This is a genomic window from Desulfomicrobium macestii, assembly GCF_014873765.1.
In the GTDB taxonomy this organism is placed as follows: Bacteria; Desulfobacterota; Desulfovibrionia; order Desulfovibrionales; family Desulfomicrobiaceae; genus Desulfomicrobium; species Desulfomicrobium macestii.
In genome coordinates, this window is sequence record NZ_JADBGG010000001.1 from 102,767 (window position 1) to 122,248 (window position 19,482).

The 19,482-nt window shown below is 59.3% G+C and carries 20 protein-coding genes; 15 read left to right on the plus strand and 5 right to left on the minus strand.

Going from position 1 to position 19,482, the window contains the following annotated elements; genetic code table 11:
• Nucleotides 1-8: 8 nt before the first annotated feature.
• Nucleotides 9-719 (minus strand): SAM-dependent methyltransferase, encoded by a 711-nt coding sequence (locus tag H4684_RS00480; RefSeq protein WP_192622487.1) that lies wholly within the window; start codon nucleotides 717-719, stop codon nucleotides 9-11.
• A gap of 114 nt (nucleotides 720-833) precedes the next feature.
• The gene (locus H4684_RS00485) at nucleotides 834-1,109 is read right to left on the minus strand and encodes a CD3324 family protein (protein WP_092188306.1); all 276 of its coding nucleotides are present in this window, start codon (nucleotides 1,107-1,109) and stop codon (nucleotides 834-836) included.
• A 295-nt stretch (nucleotides 1,110-1,404) separates the two neighbouring features.
• On the opposite strand from H4684_RS00485, the gene H4684_RS00490 reads away from it, so the two are divergent.
• Complete coding sequence (locus H4684_RS00490; protein WP_092188305.1) at nucleotides 1,405-1,707, plus strand: helix-turn-helix transcriptional regulator; 303 nt, start codon at nucleotides 1,405-1,407, stop codon at nucleotides 1,705-1,707.
• On the plus strand, nucleotides 1,704-2,927 hold the full coding sequence (locus H4684_RS00495) for a type II toxin-antitoxin system HipA family toxin (RefSeq protein ID WP_192622488.1): 1,224 nt from the start codon (nucleotides 1,704-1,706) through the stop codon (nucleotides 2,925-2,927). The genes H4684_RS00490 and H4684_RS00495 overlap by 4 nt, the downstream gene beginning before the upstream one ends.
• A 136-nt stretch (nucleotides 2,928-3,063) precedes the next feature.
• Here the strand turns inward: H4684_RS00495 and H4684_RS00500 are convergent, their stop codons facing one another.
• The 3 genes from H4684_RS00500 to H4684_RS00510 form a co-directional block, all read right to left on the minus strand.
• Complete coding sequence (locus tag H4684_RS00500; RefSeq protein WP_092188301.1) at nucleotides 3,064-3,684, minus strand: DUF1294 domain-containing protein; 621 nt, start codon at nucleotides 3,682-3,684, stop codon at nucleotides 3,064-3,066.
• Between the two features lie 161 nt (nucleotides 3,685-3,845).
• Nucleotides 3,846-4,706, minus strand: coding sequence for an SPFH domain-containing protein (locus tag H4684_RS00505; protein ID WP_192622489.1), 861 nt, complete (start codon nucleotides 4,704-4,706; stop codon nucleotides 3,846-3,848).
• Between the two features lie 9 nt (nucleotides 4,707-4,715).
• Nucleotides 4,716-5,180: an NfeD family protein gene (locus tag H4684_RS00510; RefSeq protein WP_192622490.1), complete on the minus strand. Its 465-nt coding sequence runs from the start codon at nucleotides 5,178-5,180 to the stop codon at nucleotides 4,716-4,718.
• A 342-nt stretch (nucleotides 5,181-5,522) separates the two neighbouring features.
• Here H4684_RS00510 and H4684_RS00515 point away from each other — a divergent pair, with 342 nt between their 5' ends.
• The 13 genes from H4684_RS00515 (at nucleotide 5,523) to H4684_RS00575 (ending at nucleotide 19,467) form a co-directional block, all read left to right on the plus strand.
• Nucleotides 5,523-6,305, plus strand: a complete 783-nt coding sequence (locus H4684_RS00515) for a C1 family peptidase (protein WP_092188297.1) — start codon at nucleotides 5,523-5,525, stop codon at nucleotides 6,303-6,305.
• 28 nt (nucleotides 6,306-6,333) lie between these two features.
• Nucleotides 6,334-6,831: a hypothetical protein gene (locus H4684_RS00520; protein WP_092188295.1), complete on the plus strand. Its 498-nt coding sequence runs from the start codon at nucleotides 6,334-6,336 to the stop codon at nucleotides 6,829-6,831.
• Between the two features lie 331 nt (nucleotides 6,832-7,162).
• Complete coding sequence (locus tag H4684_RS00525) at nucleotides 7,163-7,930, plus strand: IclR family transcriptional regulator (protein WP_092188293.1); 768 nt, start codon at nucleotides 7,163-7,165, stop codon at nucleotides 7,928-7,930.
• Nucleotides 7,931-8,127: 197 nt separating this feature from the next.
• On the plus strand, nucleotides 8,128-9,267 hold the full coding sequence (locus H4684_RS00530; protein WP_092188291.1) for an ABC transporter substrate-binding protein: 1,140 nt from the start codon (nucleotides 8,128-8,130) through the stop codon (nucleotides 9,265-9,267).
• A gap of 75 nt (nucleotides 9,268-9,342) precedes the next feature.
• Nucleotides 9,343-10,236, plus strand: a complete 894-nt coding sequence (locus H4684_RS00535; RefSeq protein ID WP_092188289.1) for a branched-chain amino acid ABC transporter permease — start codon at nucleotides 9,343-9,345, stop codon at nucleotides 10,234-10,236.
• On the plus strand, nucleotides 10,236-11,273 hold the full coding sequence (locus H4684_RS00540) for a branched-chain amino acid ABC transporter permease (protein WP_092188287.1): 1,038 nt from the start codon (nucleotides 10,236-10,238) through the stop codon (nucleotides 11,271-11,273). Before H4684_RS00535 ends, H4684_RS00540 begins: the two co-directional genes overlap by 1 nt.
• Entirely contained in the window at nucleotides 11,270-12,049 is a 780-nt protein-coding gene (locus H4684_RS00545; RefSeq protein WP_092188285.1) for an ABC transporter ATP-binding protein, read from the plus strand. The genes H4684_RS00540 and H4684_RS00545 overlap by 4 nt, the downstream gene beginning before the upstream one ends.
• Entirely contained in the window at nucleotides 12,042-12,746 is a 705-nt protein-coding gene (locus tag H4684_RS00550) for an ABC transporter ATP-binding protein (protein WP_092188283.1), read from the plus strand. Before H4684_RS00545 ends, H4684_RS00550 begins: the two co-directional genes overlap by 8 nt.
• 352 nt (nucleotides 12,747-13,098) lie before the next feature.
• Complete coding sequence (locus H4684_RS00555) at nucleotides 13,099-13,932, plus strand: sulfide/dihydroorotate dehydrogenase-like FAD/NAD-binding protein (RefSeq protein ID WP_092188281.1); 834 nt, start codon at nucleotides 13,099-13,101, stop codon at nucleotides 13,930-13,932.
• The gene (gene gltA / locus H4684_RS00560) at nucleotides 13,933-15,333 is read left to right on the plus strand and encodes an NADPH-dependent glutamate synthase (RefSeq protein WP_192622491.1); all 1,401 of its coding nucleotides are present in this window, start codon (nucleotides 13,933-13,935) and stop codon (nucleotides 15,331-15,333) included.
• A gap of 1,189 nt (nucleotides 15,334-16,522) precedes the next feature.
• Nucleotides 16,523-17,512: a TRAP transporter substrate-binding protein gene (locus H4684_RS00565; RefSeq protein WP_092188275.1), complete on the plus strand. Its 990-nt coding sequence runs from the start codon at nucleotides 16,523-16,525 to the stop codon at nucleotides 17,510-17,512.
• Nucleotides 17,513-17,524: 12 nt separating this feature from the next.
• Entirely contained in the window at nucleotides 17,525-18,073 is a 549-nt protein-coding gene (locus tag H4684_RS00570; RefSeq protein ID WP_092188273.1) for a TRAP transporter small permease, read from the plus strand.
• Entirely contained in the window at nucleotides 18,070-19,467 is a 1,398-nt protein-coding gene (locus H4684_RS00575; RefSeq protein WP_192622492.1) for a TRAP transporter large permease, read from the plus strand. Before H4684_RS00570 ends, H4684_RS00575 begins: the two co-directional genes overlap by 4 nt.
• The last annotated feature ends 15 nt before the right edge of the window (nucleotides 19,468-19,482 follow it).

Consider the following 19,482-nt stretch of genomic DNA (forward strand, 5'->3'; position numbering starts at 1 on the left):
GGCCGGTCTCACCAGGCTAATTTTTCGCCGATAAGCCCATGGGTGGCGAAATACCTGCCGCCCTCCATGTCCATCATGACCACGTCGGTCTTGGCGTGTTCATTGTCGCTCTCCAGCCATTCGGCCCAGGCCTGGCCGTGGCATTGCATGTCGAAGGCGTGCCTCACGGTCAGGCCCGTGCATTGCAGCCACAGCTCCCTCCACCACGACAGGGTGCAGAAGTTCATGCCGTCCACCCAATAGGGGCGCAGATCGTCCGGGATGCGCTCGAAGGGCCGCCGCAGGCCGGGGATGGCGACCACGAGGCATCCACCGGGCCTGAGCATCGGGAGCAGGTGCGTGCTCAGATAGGCCGAGTCCGCGGCGAAGTAGTGCCAGGCGTCGATGCTGACCACGGCGTCGAAGGACTCCGGCTCGAAGGGCAGGGCGCGGGCCTCACAGTGCACGGCCGTGACGCGGTCCGCCAGATCCGCTTCGGCGAAGCGCCGGGCGTTGTCCTCGGCCGGAATCCACAGGTCGGCGGCGGTCACCGTGCAGCCGTAGCCCTTGGCCAGGGCCATGGAGGTCAGCCCCATGCCGCAGCCCAGGTCGAGCACGCGGGCCCCGGGCGGAAGGTCGGCGCGGGCGAGGAGTTCGTCCAGGATGCGCAGGCAGTTCGGCCCCATCATGGTTTGGAGCTGGTATTCGCGAGTGAAAAGAGTTGTCGAGTCAAGTGTCATGTCTGTTTCTCCGTGTTTGTTTCGTGAGCAAGTACACGGGTTCGGGGCGTCCGTCCCGCCCCGGGACGTCTGTGAAACGAAAAAGCGCCATGGGACTGGCCCATGGCGCTGTGTTCACCTTCCGGCGGTTCGTGCGCGGAGTATTTTTGAGATGGTCTTGGGTGAGAGGTAGAACTGCTTGGCCAGTTCCCGCACGCCCATGCCCCGGTCGTGCCGGGCGCGGATCTCGCGGTTTCTGGCCCTGATGTTCGCGCGCGTCTGCGTGCGCTCCCCCCAGGCCTGCCTGCGGTCATCCCGGCGCGGGATGTACACGCACTGGCCATCGATATACTTCTGCACTGCCTCCAGAACGGTTTTCGGCAAGACTTCCGTGGCGTTGGTGTAGCCCATGATGCTCCTCCTCGTGATGAATCAATTGAGGATGGGGCAGGGGCCACGGACCCGGCTAGATCACCGGGCGTCGCCCCTGCGGAGCGTGCCGACAAAATCCATAACTGCGCTGAACATCCAGACTCCGGGGTTGAGGGTTTGCGTGGTGGCCTCGTGTTTCAGGCCGGTATTCGCATAGCGCAGGGAGGGGCGGATTGTCACCTCTTGGCGGCTGGGTTCAAGGGGCTGATGGACAAGAGGTAAAATATGGCCTATTAAGAGCAAAAAACGCCACAAAGGGGTGTTATTTTATCCAATGAGCGTATTCTCCCTGCATACTCCCGAAGACGTTGCCCGCCAGATGGCGGAACGGCTCAAGGCCCTGCGGCTACGCCGCAACTGGAAACGCGCCACTCTGGCCGAGCGGTCCGGCGTGAGCGAGGCGTCCGTGAAGCGGTTCGAGCGGACCGGACAGATTTCCCTGGAAAACCTGCTGAAACTGGCCTTCGCCCTGGACAGGCTGGATGAGCTGGCCACCCTTTTTACCCCTGCTCCGGCCACATCCATGAAGGAATTGGAAGCCCTGCGGGACAACGCACCCAAGCGGGGTCGCTTATGAACAAGCTACGGGTCCTGTTGCAGTACACTCCTGAGGAACGGCGTCTGGTGGGGCAGTTGGCCGAAAGCCAAGGCGGCATCTTTTTTGAGTACGATCCGGAATTTTTGCGCAGCCCGCTATGGCTTTCGCCATTCAAGTTGCCGCCAGCGCCAGGACTGCATGAACACGCGGACCGTGCTTTTGGCCCTTTGTTTGGCCTGTTCGATGACTCCCTGCCCGATGGATGGGGCCTTCTGCTCATGGATCGCGCCTTCCGCCGGGCCGGACGCAATCCCCACGAGGTCGGCATTCTGGAGCGTCTGGCCTACCTGGGCTCCGAAACCATGGGTGCGCTGGTCTACGAACCGGCCATGCCGCGCGAGGACGACCTGAACGGAAGCTTCGATCTGGGCCGCCTGGCCCGGGAGGCGGCCCAGGTTCTGGATGGGGATGTGCGTACCGCTTTGCCCCTGCTGCAACGGGCCGGAGGAAGCCCGGGCGGAGCGCGTCCCAAGGTGCTGGTCGGCGTGCAGGGGGATCGGCTGATCTCGGGGCACGGGGAACTGCCGGAGGGATTCTCGCCCTGGATCATCAAATTTCCGGCTCGGCAGGATGACCGGGACGCCGGGCCCATCGAGTTCGCTTATGCTCGCATGGCCGCCGCCGCAGGACTCGTCATGACGGAATCGCGTCTTTTCGAGGCCGGAGGTGACCGCTTTTTTGGCGTGCGGCGCTTTGACCGTCATGACAACCGCCGGGTGCACACGCACACCCTGGGCAATCTGATCCATTCCAACTTCCGCGTTCCCAGTTGCGATTACGCCGATTTCCTAAAGGTCGTCCGCATCCTGACCAAAAAACAACCGGATCTCCGTCAGGCTTTTAAGCTCATGGTTTTCAACGTCCTGACCCACAACCGCGACGATCACGTCAAAAACGTTTCCTTCTGCCTGGACGAGTCCGGAGACTGGCGATTGGCTCCCGCCTATGACCTGACGTTTGCTCCGGGCCCAGGAGGAGAGCACTCCATGACGGTGCAAGGGTACGGCAAGGCGCCGGGGCGACGCGAACTCTGGGCCGTAGGCCGGGGTGAAGGCCTGAAGGACAAGGACATGGCAGGCATGTATGACGAGGTCCGGGCCGCAGTGCAGCAATGGCCTGCCTTGGCGGACGAAGCCGGGGTGACGAGGGGAAACGTGAAGATGCTGCGGGACGTGTTCGCTCGTACGTTGTCGTTGTAGTGGCGCAACGCATGCTTGACGCCCCATGTCGAGCCGGTCTGATCCGAATCGGCCGGACATGGTCTCACGCGGACTGGTGTCTGCAATCTGATTCGGTTCCGGAGAGCCGGACCAGACTCGCCGAGGCGAACCGAAATCAATGGATCACTCGGATGACCCTGTACAGCCAGATCGTGCCGTCCGGCGTGGACAGCCAGTACAGCGCCCCGCAGTTGGCGCAGACGGTGGCCCAGAACATGACGCGGAATGATGTCTTGCGGGATTTGTGGCGCAGGAACGCCTGGGCCAGGGCCGCTCCGGGCCAGCCGCCGAGCAGGGCCGCCAGATGCAGGGTGCTTTCCTGGGTGCGCCATGCCCCGCGTTCGGCGGCGTGCTTGTCTTTGGCGTAGAGCAGCGCGGCCAGCAGGCTCATGCCAGCGTACCACAAGCCAAGCTCCAGCGGGGCGGCCCGGTACGTGCGCAGATAGTACAGGACGTAGCCGATGCAGGCGCACATCAACACGGCCTGGGCCTGCTGCCGGATTTCCCGGCCGTTGTTTCTGTGGCCGCTGACCGGCGTGACACCCACGGCGCACGGCCGGCCCTGCGCATCGCGGGAGGGCATGAAGCGCACGGCGAGCCCGTTCACGGGACGCTTGCAGGTTCTGTCGTAGTCTCTGATGTGGAAGAACAGGGATTTCCCGCCGTGTTCCGGAGCGATGAATCCGTAGCCTTTCTCTTCGTGCCAATCGGAAATGGTTCCTGTGTGAGTGAGCATGTCTGAAATGATGGTATGCGTTCAGCGATCTGAACGTGTTGTCGGGATGAACGTTTCTGCCGCGCCAGATGCGAGTGCCGATTGCTTGCCAATGTTCTCAAGATGCGCGGTCGGAGGGTTCCGACCGCGCATCTTGGGGTTGGGGCAAGGGACGGCGTCGGCTATTTGCCCAGCGTGCCCATGATGCCGCGCACGGCCGCGGGCAGGTCGGCGGGGAGGACGACGACCTTGGAGTTGTTGTTCTCGGCCATCTTGCGCATGGCGTCCACGTAGCGCTGGCCCAGCAGGAAGACCAGCGGCAGTTCGCCGCCCTTGGTCGCTTCGGCGACCTTGGCAATGGCCTCCCGGTCCGCTTCGGCCAGCACGACCTTGGCTTCGGCGTCGCGGCGGGATGCTTCCAGGCGGCCGTCGGCCTGCAGGATGGCCGCCGATTTGTCGCCCTCGGCCCTGGTCACGGTGGCGCGTCTGGCGCGCTCGGCGGCAGCCTGTTCTTCCATGGCGTGCTGCATGGTGTCCGACGGATTGATATCCTGAATTTCCACGGTCTTGAGCATGATGCCCCAGTCCGAGATGTCATCGGAGATGGTTTCCTTGAGTCTGGCCTTGATCCTGTCCCGAGAGGACAGGGCATCGTCAAGGTCCATCTCGCCGACGATGGATCTGAGCGAGGTCTGGACCAGGGTCTGGATGGCCATGCGGTAGTCTTCGACGCCGTACACGGCCTTTTCCGGGGACACGATGTTTATGTAGGCCACGGCGTTGGTGATGATGACCGCGTTGTCGCGGGTGATGACTTCCTGGGAGGGGATGTCCATGACGATGTCCTTGGTGGTCACCTTGTAGGCCACGGTGTCCATGTAGGGAATGATGATGTTCAGGCCCGGGGCCAGCGTGCAGTGGTACTTGCCCAGGCGCTGGATCACGAACTTGAAGCCCTGGGGCACGATGCGCACCCCCATGCTGATGGTGATGATGACCAAGAGAAGCAGGAATGCGACGACGATAAGTCCTGGATTGAACATGATGATCTCCTAGAGGGATTGTTTGTTGGTTTTTGGGGCGACCACGAGCGTGTTGCCCGATACGTCGCGGATCTGGACCCGGTCTCCCAACTGCACGGGTTCGTCACAGATGAAGGACCACTCGTCGTCTCCGAGCAGGGGTTTGGAGAAGCGTACGACGCCGCGCCGGTCGCCCTCGGGGGTGCGGATGACCAGGCCGGTTTCGCCGAGGAGCGCCTCACGGGACATGCCGGCGCGGGTCTTGTCCACCATGCGCGGTTTCATGACCAGAAACCAGAACGCGGTCAAAAGTGCGGAGAATATGGTCCACAGCAACAGCTGCAAGGTCAGGCTCAGGGCCGGGACAAGCCAGATCAGACCGCCCACTGCCAGTGCGCCCAGCCCGAACCAGAAAATGGTGAAGCTTGGGATGAACAGTTCAGAGATGATCAGGATCATCCCGAATACAAGCCAGTGCCAATATTGAAGTTCCATGAGTGCTCCCGAAAAAAAGTGATTCGTTTTGGCGCTGCCCATTGCTAGCAGGGTCCTGGCCGTAAGGCCAGCGCCGGGTTCAGGCGGAAGGCGGCGCGATACGGCGGTGCGGCGGATTTTGTCGCAATTCGATTCCCCGCGCGCCTGTACCGGGAGCCGGAGTGGCTGTCCGCTGGTTGGGGCGGGTCCATCGCTGACCTGTGAAATCAGTATTTTTCGGTGAGCATTGTCCCTGAAAATACCTATCCTCCGTAAGATCATTATAAACTTCTTAGTGTATTTAATGATCTGGTTCCTTCTCATATACTGAAAGTTAAAATCAGGTTCGAGGAGGAAGGAGTGATGACAGATTTCACGACGCGTATTCTCAATTGCATTCCATCCAGGAATACCGAGGCCGACTGGACCTTTGAAGACGCCGAGGACGCGGCCCTGCTCGATACGGCTCCCACGGTTCCGAAAGCGAAGGATCTGCGGGAGCCGTGGTGGGAAGTTGATGATCAGGGAGAGACGGGCTCCTGCGTGGGATGGGCCACGGCCAATTCGGTGCTGCGCTGGCACTATGTGAAGTCGGGCCTGCTGCCTGCGTTCGAAAGGCTGTCGGCAAGGTATGTCTGGATGGCTTCCAAGGAGACGGACATGTTCACGTCATATCCCACGACCTTCATCGAGAACGCCGGGAGCAGCATCAAGGTGGCTCTTGATATCGCCAGGAAATTCGGCGTGGTGCCGGAGTCCGTGTTGCCGTTCCGGCACGGCAGCCTGTATTCCGGGAGGCCGAATTCCTTTTACGCCCTGGCCGCCCGGTTCAAGATCTCCGGGTATTTTTCCCTGGGCGTGGATTTGTCCCAGTGGCGTGAGTGGCTGGCCTTCAACGGTCCCATTCTCACGCGTCTTGACGTCGATGACACATGGTATCAGGCCTCGGCCAGCGCAGGTGTTCTTGAAACCTACAAAAAGGAGAGCGCCAGAGGGGGGCATGCGGTGGCCGTGGTTGGGTACGACAGTGACGGTTTCATTGTGCGCAATAGCTGGGGGGAGAAGTGGGGTGACGCCGGGTTCGCCCATGCGCGCGATTCCTACGTCGTGGCCGCGTTCACCGAAGCCTATGGCGTGGTGATGTGATGCACGTTTTGGTCAGGAGGCAAAGAACATGATCCCGGGTCCCGACGCCGCGTATGATCGCCTGCTGGATGTCCTGGGGGCCCTGCTCCTGCTGGTCGTGTTGGCCATGCTGCTGGAGCGGGCTCTGGCCCTTGTCTTCGAGTATCACTGGTTTCGAAGGCTATCCGACAGGGTGCCCGGGCTCAAGACTCCCATCGCGCTGCTGGTGTCCTGGTTCACCTGTCGGCACATCCGGTTCGACATCCTGGCACGGCTGTTTTCCCCCGCGCCGGACGCTTCCTCCTCGACCGAAATCGGGGTGCTGATCACTTCGGCCGTGGTGGCGGGGGGCAGCGCCGCGGCCATTACCCTGTTTCAAGGGGTGCTGCATTTCGGCCGGGACGCACGTCTGGGCCTGATGGAGGCCCACAGGGCCGCCATAGAGGCGAAGACGGCGGAGGCCAGACTGCGTACGAACAGGGCCGAAGCGGCCAGTTTCAGGGAATCGACGACCGGCTTCCGGGCCCAAGGCGCGGACGATGCCTGAAATCTGACGCCCGCAAGACATCGCGTCACGCCGCAACAATTGTGTTCCCAACATCCTGACGATCCCGCTTCGAGGAGCCGCCCCCTGAAGAGATTGCCCCATCCATTTTGCCCGGATCGCTTATTCCAAGATATTCCAGCCGATTCCGATTCCCCATGGCGCTTGTTTGTGAAATGGCGCTCAAGTCGGTCTTCGCCATATTGACAATCGATGGTCTTTTCGCATAGCCGTTTCGCAGCTTCACGAATAGGTTCTCTCAGCGGAACGAGTTGTTCATTATTTCGACATTCCCAATCGTTCAGCGAATTTTCATCGTCAACCGGAATCATCCATGGCAGGCAAGGACAACAGTTCCGAAACATTGGCCAAAGGCCTCTGGATTCTTGATATTTTCGGCGATGACGACGTCGGTTACACTCTCGCCCAGATTTCCCGCCGCACAGGCATCAACAAGACCTCCATATACAGATACGTGAACACCTTTTGCGACCTCGGCTTCCTGAAGCGCGACGATCGTACCGGCCTGTACAGGCTGGGGGTGCGCATGTTGGCCCTGGCCCACGCCATGCTTGAAAAAAGCGAGCTGGAGCGCGCCGTCAAGACTCAGGTCGACGCAGCCCATGAGCGCCACGGAGTGCATGTCGACGTCGGCCTTTTGTCCGGGGACTCCATCTACCTGATTTACCGCCGTGAATCCCAGGACACCAAGGCATTCCGTTCGTTCAGCTATGGCTCCGAGCCTTATTACCTGGCCGCCGGCAAGGCGGCCATGGCCTTCATGACCGACGAAGAGCTTGAAGCCTTTGTCTCGCGACTGGATCTGACCCCCAAAACCGACAAGACAATCACTTCAGCGCCGGAACTGCTGGCGGATCTGCGTCAGTCCGTCGAGCGCGGCTATACCCGCAACCGCGAAGAGTTCGTGCCCGGACTCATCGCCATCGGCGCGCCGCTGTACAGCCTGCGCACGGGCAAGGTCGTTGGCGGGGTGAGCTTTGATTCCTCCACGGACCGCTTCTCCATGGAGGAGTTTGAAAGCCGTTTCGCCGGGTATCTGGTGGAACTGGCCAAGAAAATTTCCGCGGTGGTGTCCTGGTAAATCCGGGAACATCGCTGCCCCGGAGCCCGCATGGGCTCCACCCTGGACGAGGAGAAAGGGAAGCCGGAAGCGTTGGGTTTCCGGGTTCATGGCAGGCTTCGACGAGTTTTCGCGAAGCCAAACGGCAGCCGGTGATGAGTGGCGCATCGCGTGACGTCATCTATCGGAATTCAACGTTCACCTTGGAGGAGTTTTTGATGAAACGACTAGGAGTCCTGTGCATGGTTTTGGCCATGGTTTGCGGCTTCGCCGGCATGTCCGTGGCAGCCGACGACACTGTGAAAATTGGCGTGTTTCTGCCCCTGACCGGCCAGAATGCTTTTGGCGGCCAGTTGGAATTGGAAGGCGTGCAGATGGCCCACAAGGAAATGGGCGAGATTCTCGGCAAGAAGGTCGAGCTGTTCGTGGTTGACAACAAGTCCGATAAGGTCGAGTCCGCCAACGCAGTCAAGCGCCTGATCGAAAAGGAAAAAGTCCAGGCCATCATCGGCACCTACGGTTCTTCCCTGGCCATGGCTGGTGGTGAAGTTTCCGAAAAGGCCGGTATCCCCCAGGTCGGCACCAGCTGCACCAACCCGCTGGTCACCCAGGGCAAGAAGTACATCTTCCGCGTGTGCTTCATCGATCCCTTCCAGGGCGCCGGCGCAGCCACCTATGCCTACCGCGATCTGGGCCTGAAAAAGGCCGCCCTGCTGATCGACGTGGCCAACGACTATTCCGTGGGTCTGGCCAGCTTCTTCAAGAAGTCTTTCACCAAGCTCGGCGGCGAAGTCGTCGCAACCCTGAACTACCAGTCCGGCGACCAGGATTTCACTGCTCAGTTGCAGGAAATCATGAGCAAGCAGCCTGACGTGCTCTTCATTCCTTCCTACTTTTCCGAAGGCGCCATCATCATGAAGCAGGTCCAGGAACTGGGCGGAACCTTCAGGATCATGGGCGGCGACGCCATGGACAACCCGGAGATCACCGCCATCGGCGGCTCTGCCGTGGAAGGTTTCATGCACACCACCTTCCCTTACGATCCTTCCATGCCCGATATGAACCCCGTGGCCCGCAAGTTCACCGACGAGTGGATCAAGATCAATCCCGACAAGGATCCCAACGTCAACGCCGCCTTGGGCTATGACGCTTACATGATCATCATGGACGCCATCACCCGCGCCGGTTCCGCCGAACCCCAGGCCATCACCGACGCCCTGGCCGCTACCAAGGGCTTTGTCGGCGTGACGGGCACCACGACCATCAACGAGACCCACGACGCTGAAAAGCCCGTTGGCCTGGTCATGATCAAGGACGGCAAGAAGACGTACGTCGGTGCCATCACTCCCGAACTCTAATTCTCTGAATGAGCGCTTTTTTGGCGTGAGCGGCAGGGGGAAACCCCTGCCGCCGTATTCAGACAAGGATCGTCCATGAATCTGGCAACATTCATCCAGCACTTCCTGAACAGCCTGACCCTGGGCAGCCTCTATGCGCTTATCGCCATCGGCTACACCATGGTCTACGGCATTTTGCGTTTGATCAACTTCGCGCACAGCGAAATTTTCATGCTCGGCGCCTACTTCGTTTTCTGGGGCATCACCCTTTTTCACATGCCCTGGGCCGTGGCCATGGTCGCGTCCATCATTTTTGTCGCGGGGATAGGCATCCTGGTCGATCGTATCGCCTACCGCCCCCTGCGCGACGCGCCCCGCATTTCGGCTCTGATCAGCGCCATCGGCGTTTCCTTTTTCCTGCAGAACGTGGCCATCGTCTTCTTTCAGGCCATCCCGCGCCAGGTGTACCGCCCTCTGTGGCTGGAAACGCCCATGCTCTGGGGTGACGTGCGCGTCCTGCCTTTGACCCTTTTCGTACCGGTGCTGTCGTTCTTTTTGATGATGGGTCTGGTCTACATCGTCTATCACACCAAGGCAGGCCTTGGCATGCGGGCCATCAGCAAGGATATCGAGACCAGTTATCTCATGGGCGTGCCCGTGAACAAGGTCATCGCATTGACATTCGGCATCGGGTCGGCCCTGGCCGCGGCCAGCGGCATCATGTGGGCCCTGCGCTATCCCCAGCTTCAGCCCATCATGGGCACGATCCCCGGCTTCAAGGCCTTTATCGCGGCTGTTTTCGGCGGCATCGGTTCCATCCAGGGCGCCGTCATCGGCGGTCTGGCCCTGGGTTTCATTGAAATCATGACCGTGGCATTTTTTCCGGATCTGGCAGGATACCGCGATGCATTCGCTTTCATCCTGTTGATCGGCATCCTGCTGGTCAAACCGACCGGTATCATGGGCGTCAAGACGGAGGACAAGGTCTGATGAACCGCAGTACAACCATTTTTCTCAACTTCGTTCTGGTGGCCTGTCTGGGCCTATTTCTGTGGTGGGCCGAGGGCAACCTCGACGGCTACAAGATTCAGATCCTGAATCTCATCGCCGTGAACATCATCCTGGCACTGTCGCTCAACCTCATCTACGGCTTTACCGGCATGTTCAGCCTGGGACACGCGGGCTTCATGGCCATCGGCGCCTATGTCTGCTCCATCCTGATCATGACCCCCGACCAGAAGATCACGCTCTTCATCCTGGAGGAAGCGTATCCATGGGTGCAGAATTCCCATGCGCCATTTTTGGTGGCCGTGATCGCGGGCGGTCTGGTGGCTGCCCTCTTCGGGCTCGTCATCGGCACGCCCCTGCTGCGCCTGGGTGACGACTATCTGGGCATCGCCACTCTCGGCTTCGCGGAGATCGTGCGCGTCATCGCCAACAACATCCCCCGCGTGACCAACGGCGCCCTCGGCTTCAAGGGTATCCCGGATCATGCGAACCTGTGGTGGAACTATGGCTGGTGCCTGCTGACCCTGTATTTCGTGATCCGGATTCTCGGCAGCAACACGGGCAATGTCTTCAAGGCCATTCGCGACGACGAGACCGCGGCCAAGGCCATGGGCGTCGATGTCTTTCGCGTCAAGCTCCTGTCCTTTATCTTCGGCGCTTTCTTCGCCGGTGTCGGCGGGGCGCTTCTGGGCAGCCTGCTGACCACCATCGATCCCAAGATGTTTCTTTTCACCCTGACCTTCAACGTGCTCATGATCGTTGTCACCGGCGGACTCGGCTCCATCACCGGTTCCATCATCGCCGGAGTGGGCATCACCGTGGTGCTCGAATGGCTCAGGTTCGTGGAAAATCCCATCACCATCGGCGATTGGAGCATGGACGGCATTCCGGGCATGCGCATGGTGGTCTTTTCCCTGGTGCTCATCTTGGTCATCCTCTTCAGGCGCGAGGGCATCATGGGCATGCGTGAAATCACCTGGGACGGCGTGGCCAGGTTCATGAAGCGAGGTAAGGCATGAGCATGATTCTTGAGACAAAAAATCTGACCATGCGCTTCGGAGGCCTGGTCGCCGTCTCCGACTTCACCGCGAGCGTGCCCCAGGGCAGCATCACTGGGCTGATCGGTCCCAACGGCGCGGGCAAGACCACCTGCTTCAACATGGTCACGGGTTTTTACCGTCCCTCCGAGGGCCAGGTCTTCTTCGAGGGCAAGGAACTCACCGGCATGAATCCGCATCAGGTCTGCCGGGCCGGCATTGCCCGCACCTTTCAGAATATCCGCCTTTTCGGCAACGAGACGGCGCTGGAAAACGTCATGATCGGCAGTTTCGTGCGTCAGCGCACAGGCTGGATCCAGTCCGTGCTCATGACTCCGGCGTCGCTTCGGGAAGAAAAGGAGATCCGCAAGAAATCCATGGAACTCCTCGAAATCGTCGGGCTTGGAGACATTGCCGCTGAAAAGGCCAACAGCCTGCCTTACGGTGCGCAGCGCCGCCTCGAGATCGCTCGCGCCCTGGCCACCGGGCCTCGCTTCCTGCTGCTCGACGAGCCTGCGGCGGGCATGAACCCCCAGGAGTCCATGGAACTCATGGACTTCATCCGCACCATCCGGACCCGCTTCGACCTGACCATCCTGCTCATCGAGCACGACATGAAAGTGGTCATGGGCGTGTGCGAGCACATGTGGGTTCTGGACTACGGTGTGACCATCGCCGAGGGCGGTCCGGAATCCATCCAGTCCAATCCCAAGGTCATTGAAGCCTATCTGGGTGAGGAGTACGTGAAATATGCTTAAGATCAGTGACTTGCATGTATATTATGGGGGCATTCATGCCCTCAAGGGCATTTCCCTCGATGTGCCCACGGGCCAGATTGTGACCCTTATCGGAGCCAATGGCGCGGGCAAGAGCAGCACGCTTCGGGCCATCTCCGGGCTGATCAAGAACAAGAAGGGCACCATCACCTACAACGATCGCGACATCACCACCCTTGATCCGGTGGAGATCGTCAAGGGTGGGATCGTCATGTCTCCGGAAGGGCGGCGCATCTTCCCGCACCTCTCGGTGACCGAGAACCTGTATCTGGGGGCTTACAGCCGCAGCGACAAGGACGGGATCGAGCGGGACAAGGAGTGGGTCTTCGACCTATTCCCGCGCATGCGTGAACGCCAGAACCAGAAGGGCGGCACCCTGTCCGGCGGCGAACAGCAGATGCTGGCCGTGGGCAGGGCGCTGATGAGCGCTCCCGACGTGGTCATGCTCGACGAACCCTCTCTGGGTCTGGCTCCGCTCCTGGTCAAGGATGTTTTTGAGATCATCAAGATCATCAACGCCCAGGGCAAGACCGTCGTTCTGGTCGAACAGAACGCCTTCGCGGCCCTCAAGGTTGCCCACTACGCCTATGTGCTTGAAACCGGGGCCATTGTCCTGCAGGGGTCCGGCGAGGAACTGCTCAGTGACGATCGTGTCATCCAGGCCTATCTTGGTGGCTGACGTCAATGCCGTGCGGCGGCAATGATCCCAAAAGGAACATGTGCGCGGCCAGCCTTCAGAACGAACACGAACCCTCCCACTCTTATGAGTCGGAGGGTTTTTTCATGTGGACCGTGTGTCGATTTGCGCCAGCAAGGTACAAGCGCATCGAGCCAAACCCAGGTGAATCCTGGTTTCCCGCATGGTCAAATTGGACTTCTCATGACGGGCGCAACCGGGTATGGTGCGACATTGACGCATTTTCAGGCAAAGGCTTGCCTGCCGGAAGGATGATCCATCCGATGATCGAGGCGACCGCGACACATCCATCGTTCCGGTCCGCATTATCACGAATGTAACGGGAGACAATGGTATGTTCAAAATAGTCAAACGAGAGGAAATGGCCGGGGGCACGGTCATCCTGAATGAGATAGACGCGCCGCGCATTGCCGCCAAGGCTCGACCGGGCCAGTTTCTTATCTTGAAGGCCAACGAGGACGGCGAGCGCATCCCGCTGACCATGGCCGAGACCGATCCGGTCAAGGGCACCGTCACGGTCATCTACATGGTGGTCGGCAAGAGTACCGAGCTTTTTTCCCGGCTTCAGGTCGGGGATTCCTTCCAGAACGTCATCGGACCCCTGGGCCAGCCGACGCACATCGAGGGTGGCAAGAACGTCGTCTGCGTCGGCGGCGGGACAGGGGTGGCGGTGCTGCATCCCATTGCCCGCGGCATGAAGGACGCCGGCTGCAAGGTGACATCCATCATAGGGGCCCGCAACAAGGATCTGCTTATTCTGGAAGACAAGATGCGCCAAGCCTCCCATGACCTGCACGTCTGCACCGACGACGGCAGCCACGGACGCAAGGGCTTCGTGACCGAAGTGTTGCGGGAACTCCTGGAGCAGGGCGGGATCGACCAGGTGGTGGCCATCGGCCCCGTGCCGATGATGAAGTTCGTCTCGCTTCTGACCAAGGAATTCGGTGTCCCGACCCTGGTCAGCCTCAACCCGATCATGATCGATGGCACCGGCATGTGCGGCGGGTGCCGGGTTTCCGTCGGCGGAGAGACAAAATTCGGCTGTGTGGACGGCCCGGAGTTCGACGGCCACAAGGTGGATTTCGATGAATTGATCCTGCGTCTGCAGGCCTACACGGAACAGGAGAAGCTTAGTCGGCACCTGTGCAAATGCGAAGGAGAGCGCTAGATGGAGGGTACGAACAAGAAGTCACGTCTGGCCATGCCGGAGCAGGAACCCAAGGTCCGGGCCAGGAATTTTGAGGAAGTGCCCTTGGGCTACACTCCGGAGATGGCCATTGCCGAGGCGGGCCGCTGCCTGCAGTGCAAGAACCCGCTCTGTGTCCAGGGATGCCCGGTGGGCGTCGACATCCCCGGTTTCATAAAACACATCGCGGACGGGAAGTTCGATCTGGCCATCGGCAAGATCTGGGAGCGCAACAGCCTCCCGGCAGTCTGCGGCCGGGTCTGCCCGCAGGAGATCCAGTGCGAGGGCAACTGCATCCTGGGCCGCAAGGGCGAGGCCGTGGCCATCGGCAATCTGGAGCGTTTTGCCGCGGACTGGGAGCGTGCCCATCATGTCTGCGAACTGCCCTCCCGTGAAAAGGCCACGGGCAAGAAGGTCGCCGTGGTCGGCTCCGGCCCCTCGGGCCTGACCGTGGCCGGAGACCTGATCCTCAAGGGACACGAGGTCACCATTTTCGAGGCTTTTCACAAGCCCGGCGGCGTGCTGGTCTACGGCATCCCCGAGTTCCGGCTGCCCAAGGACATCGTCGCCTCGGAGGTGTCATGCCTTCAGGCTCAGGGTGTGAAAATCGAGTGTGACGTGGTCGTGGGGCGCACCGAGACGGTGGACGAACTCTTCGAGCTGGGCTTTGACGCCGTATATCTGGGAGTGGGCGCGGGCCTGCCCCGGTTCATGAACATTCCCGGCGAGAATCTGGTCGGGGTGCTTTCGGCCAACGAATACTTGACCCGGGCCAATCTGATGAAAGCCTACCTTTTCCCGAAAGTGGACACGCCCATCCCCCAGGGGCGGCATGTGGTGGTGCTGGGCGCCGGCAACGTGGCCATGGATAGTGCCCGCACGGCCATGCGCCTGGGCGCGGAGAAGGTCAGCATCGTCTATCGTCGCTCAAGGGCGGAGATGCCGGCCCGGAGCGCGGAAATTCATCACGCCGAAGAGGAGGGGCTCAATTTTGAGTTGCTGTCCAATCCGGTGCGCTATCTTGGAGACGAAAAAGGACGCCTGACGGGCATCGAATGCGTGCGCATGGAACTGGGCGAGCCTGATTCGTCGGGACGCAGACGTCCGGTGACCGTCCCCGGTTCGGAGTTTGTCATCGAGTGCGATCTGGCCATAGTGGCCATCGGTTCCGGGGCAAATCCGCTGCTGACACGCTCGACCCCCGACCTGCCCCTGGGCAAATCCGGGTACATCCTTGCCAATCCGGAAACCGGCAAGACCGGCAAGAAGGCCGTCTGGGCCGGAGGCGACATCGTCACCGGGGCGGCCACCGTAATCCTGGCCATGGGCGCGGGACGTAAGGCCGCGGATTCGATCCACGAATACTTGACCTGGGGCTGGTAGAATCATCCTTTTCAGATAAGACACCCTTCACGACCTCGAAAAGCTGCTCCCGGCAGGCGCCACAACGGATGTTTCCGCCTTGTGTCCGTCTGCCGGGAGCAGCTTTGTTTCATCAGTTCGCCATCTCCCTTGGAATATCACATACGCCAGACTCGTAGCTTTGGATTGTTGCATGCAGGACGAAAAATTGGGGCTGCACACCCGGCAACGATTCAGCAAACGATGCCTGGCTCAGTCAGACAGCCGACGCGCCTCAAGACCATGACGCCCCCGACCTTGAGGTCTTGGTGGGCGGTGTTTTTGTTTCGGTTGGTTGTGGGAAGACCGTTTTGTGCTGGTTTGGGAAGGCTTGAGGAGATGTGTGCGGTACGCGGTCCGGGGTCGCCATGGCCTTGAGTCGCGCCGGAACTCCTTCGCTGGCCTCGTAGAGCTGAATCGTTGCATGCAGGACGAAAAATTGGGGCAGCGCATTCGGCAACGATTCAGCAAACGATGCCTGGCTCAGTCAGACAGCCGACGCGCCTCAAGACCATGACGCCCCCGGACCTTGAGGTCTTGGTGGGCGGTGTTTTTGTTTCGGTTGGTCAGGGGGGGGATTGTTTTGTGCTGGTTTGGCGAGGCATCAGGAGTTGTGTGCGGTACGCGGTTCCGGGTTGAGATGGTCTTCAGGTGTTGGGCGGATTTTTTTTGCTGTGCCCGCTTGGTGGGTGAAGTGGGCGCCTTGAGCCATGGGTGGCACATGAAGCGCAGTGGGTCTGAATTATTTTCATTTTTACGCGGGGAATACAGTGTTCTGGTGATCAATATTCAGCTGAGAGGGAAAAATTTATTTTGAGAGTGGAATTTGTCTGAAAAATCGGACATATTTCAGGGGCAAGAAAGGTCATTTTTTTATGTACTGCTGAAGTTTCTGCAAATATTACGTTCGTAAAATTTATATATAATGGTAATATTATGATTTTTTTTAAAACAATTTTTTGATTTTTGTACTTGATTAAATTGTAATCAAAATAATTGTACGTTTTGATAAATTTATCACGAACAAAACTGGTTGTGCGAACAGTTTGGAAAGCGGATTTTTTTTGTTCATTTATGAAAAAAAAGGGCAATTTATTCATAAATTCTTGCAGTAAAGCATCTCAAAGAGTACTTCCGTCCAAACTAATTTAACCGTTGGAGGGTATTTGGAATGTTGAAACTGAAGACCATTCTTGCGTTTGCGGTGGGTGCGGTTTTTCTTTGTGCTGCGTCCGCCATCGCTGCTCCCATCGTCATCAAATTCTCCCACGTTGTTGCCGAAGATACCCCCAAGGGAATCATGGCCAACAAATTCCGCGATCTTGTGGCTGAGCGCCTGGGCGACAAGGTCGTGGTCGAAGTCTACCCCAACTCCCAGCTCTTCGGTGACGGCAAGGAACTTGAAGCCCTTCTTCTGGGTGACGTGCACCTGCTGGCTCCGGCCCTGTCCAAATTTCAGAAATACACTCCCTTGCTGCAGATCTACGATCTGCCCTTCCTGTTCAAGGACATGGCCGCCATCGACAAGTTTCAGCAGGGCCCCCAGGGCCGGGCGCTGCTAACGTCCATGAAGGACAAGGGCATCATCGGACTTGAATACCTGCACAACGGTTTGAAGCAGATTTCCGCCAACGACCCCATTCATGGTCCTGGCGACGCCAAGAACAAGAAATTCAGAATCATGACCTCAGACGTTCTGGCCGCCCAGTTTGAAGCCGTCGGCGCCATGCCGCTTAAAAAGCCCTTCGCCGAAGTCTTCACCCTGCTTCAGACCCGGGCCATCGACGGTCAGGAAAATTCCTGGTCGAACATTTATTCCCAGAAGTTTTACGAAGTGCAGCCCTACATCACCGAGACCAATCACGGCATCCTGGACTATCTCGTCATCAGTTCCACGGAATTCTGGGATGGCCTGCCGGCCGATGTGCGCCCCGTGCTTGAAGAATGCCTGAAAGAATCCATCGTTGCCGGCAACGCCGCAGCCGCTCGGAAGGATCTGAACGACAAGCAGAGAATCATCGACTCCAAGCGCAGCGAGATCATTACGTTGACCGAAGAAGAACGCGCCGCCTGGGTCGAAGCCATGAAACCGGTCTGGAAGAAGTTCGAGGACGCAGTGGGCAAGGAAAACCTCGAAGCAGCCATCGCCGCCAACAACTAGTCCCGTCAGATCATGAATACACTTATCAACAAAGTGGAGGAGGGGATCATTTCCCTCCTCCTTGCTTCCATGACGCTGCTTGTTTTCATGGAAGTGCTCATGCGGTTCGGGTTCAACGTGGGCATCCACTGGGCCCAGGAATTGACCCTGCTGCTGTCGGGCTGGATGGTCATGTTCGGGGTTTCCTATGGCATCAAGGTAGGGTCGCACATCGGTGTCGACGCCTTGGTCAGGCTGTTTTCGGTAAATGTGCGCAGGGCCATCTCCATTGTGGCCATTCTGCTGTGCCTGCTCTATTGCGGGCTTTTTCTCGTGGGCAGTTGGACCTATCTTGGGAAGCTCAAAAGCATAGGAATCCACCTTGAGGACATTCCCGTCCCCAAATGGATCGCCAACAGCATCCTCTTTGGTGGCATGGTCATGCTCGCCATCCGTCTTTTGGATCTCCTCTGGGCGGTCATCCGAGGCAAACAGGAAGGGTTCAAGCTTCTGGATGAGGCCAAGGAGAGCATGTATCTGGCGCAAAAAGAGGGTACTTCCCTGGATGGAGACGACGAATGACAACTGCGGCACTGTTCACCCTGCTCTTCCTCTTTATTGCCACGGGGATGCCCATCGCCATTGCGCTGGGTCTTTCGAGCATCACGACCATCCTGTTCTTTTCCCACGATTCCCTGGCGTCCATAGCCTTGAAGCTTTTTGAATCGGTTTCCGAACACTATACCCTGCTGGCCATTCCGTTTTTCATTCTGTCCTCCCAGTTTTTATCCACGGGAGGCGTGGCCAAGCGTCTCATCAATTTCGCCCTCGACTGCATCGGGCACGTCAAGGGCGGCCTGGCCATGGCCTCGGTCCTGGCCTGTATGCTCTTTGCCGCCGTATCCGGGTCTTCACCGGCCACGGTGGCCGCCATCGGCAGCATCGTCATCGGCGGCATGGTCCGTTCGGGCTATCCCGAATCCTTTGCGGCCGGAGTCATCTGCAATGCCGGAACGCTCGGCATTCTCATTCCGCCGTCCATCGTCATGCTCGTATATGCGGCGGCGACCCAGGAGTCGGCGGCACGTCTGTTCATGGCCGGATTCATTCCCGGCATCTGCCTGGGGCTGCTGCTCATGATCGCTATCTACATCGTGGCCCGGATCAAGAATTATCCGGCTCTGGCCTGGCCCGGATTCAGGCAGGTTTTCAGGTCCGGTTTCACGGCCATGGGCGGATTGATGCTGGTCGTCATCGTGCTTGGATCCATCTACGGCGGCATCTGCAGCCCTACGGAAGCGGCGGCCATTTCGGCCGTGTACGCCTACTGGATCGCCGTCTTCGTCTATCGCGACATGGGGCCGCTCAAGGAAGTGCCCCTGCGCAAGGTGGACGAGCCCCTGTCCTCGGCCCTGTTTCGCGGGTTGTGGCAGACTTTCGTGGCCATTCCCAAATCCTGGGTCCATCCGGAAGTGCGCCACGTGGTCCTGGATGCGGCGAAGGTCAGCATCATGCTGCTCTTCATCATCGGCAACGCCATGCTCTTCGCCCACGTGCTGACCACGGAGCGGATTCCGCATCTCATCGCCGAGACCATTGTCGGCTGGGGATTGCCGGCCTGGGGTTTCCTGATCGTCGTCAACATCCTGCTGCTTGTGGCGGGTAATTTCATGGAGCCTTCGGCCATCACCATGATCATGATCCCGATCCTGTTTCCCATCGCGGTCAAGCTTGGCATCGATCCCATTCATCTTGGCGTCATCTGCGTGGTCAACATGGAGATCGGACTGATCACTCCGCCGGTCGGGCTCAACCTCTTTGTCACGGCCGGCATCACCAAGCGCGATCTGACCTGGGTCGTGCGCGCGGCGCTGCCGTGGCTCATGATTCTGCTCTTCTTCCTCATCCTCATAACGTACATTCCGCAGATATCCCTGTGGCTGCCCGAGTACATCGACAAACTCAAAGGGTATTGAGGCGGGTGTCGGAAA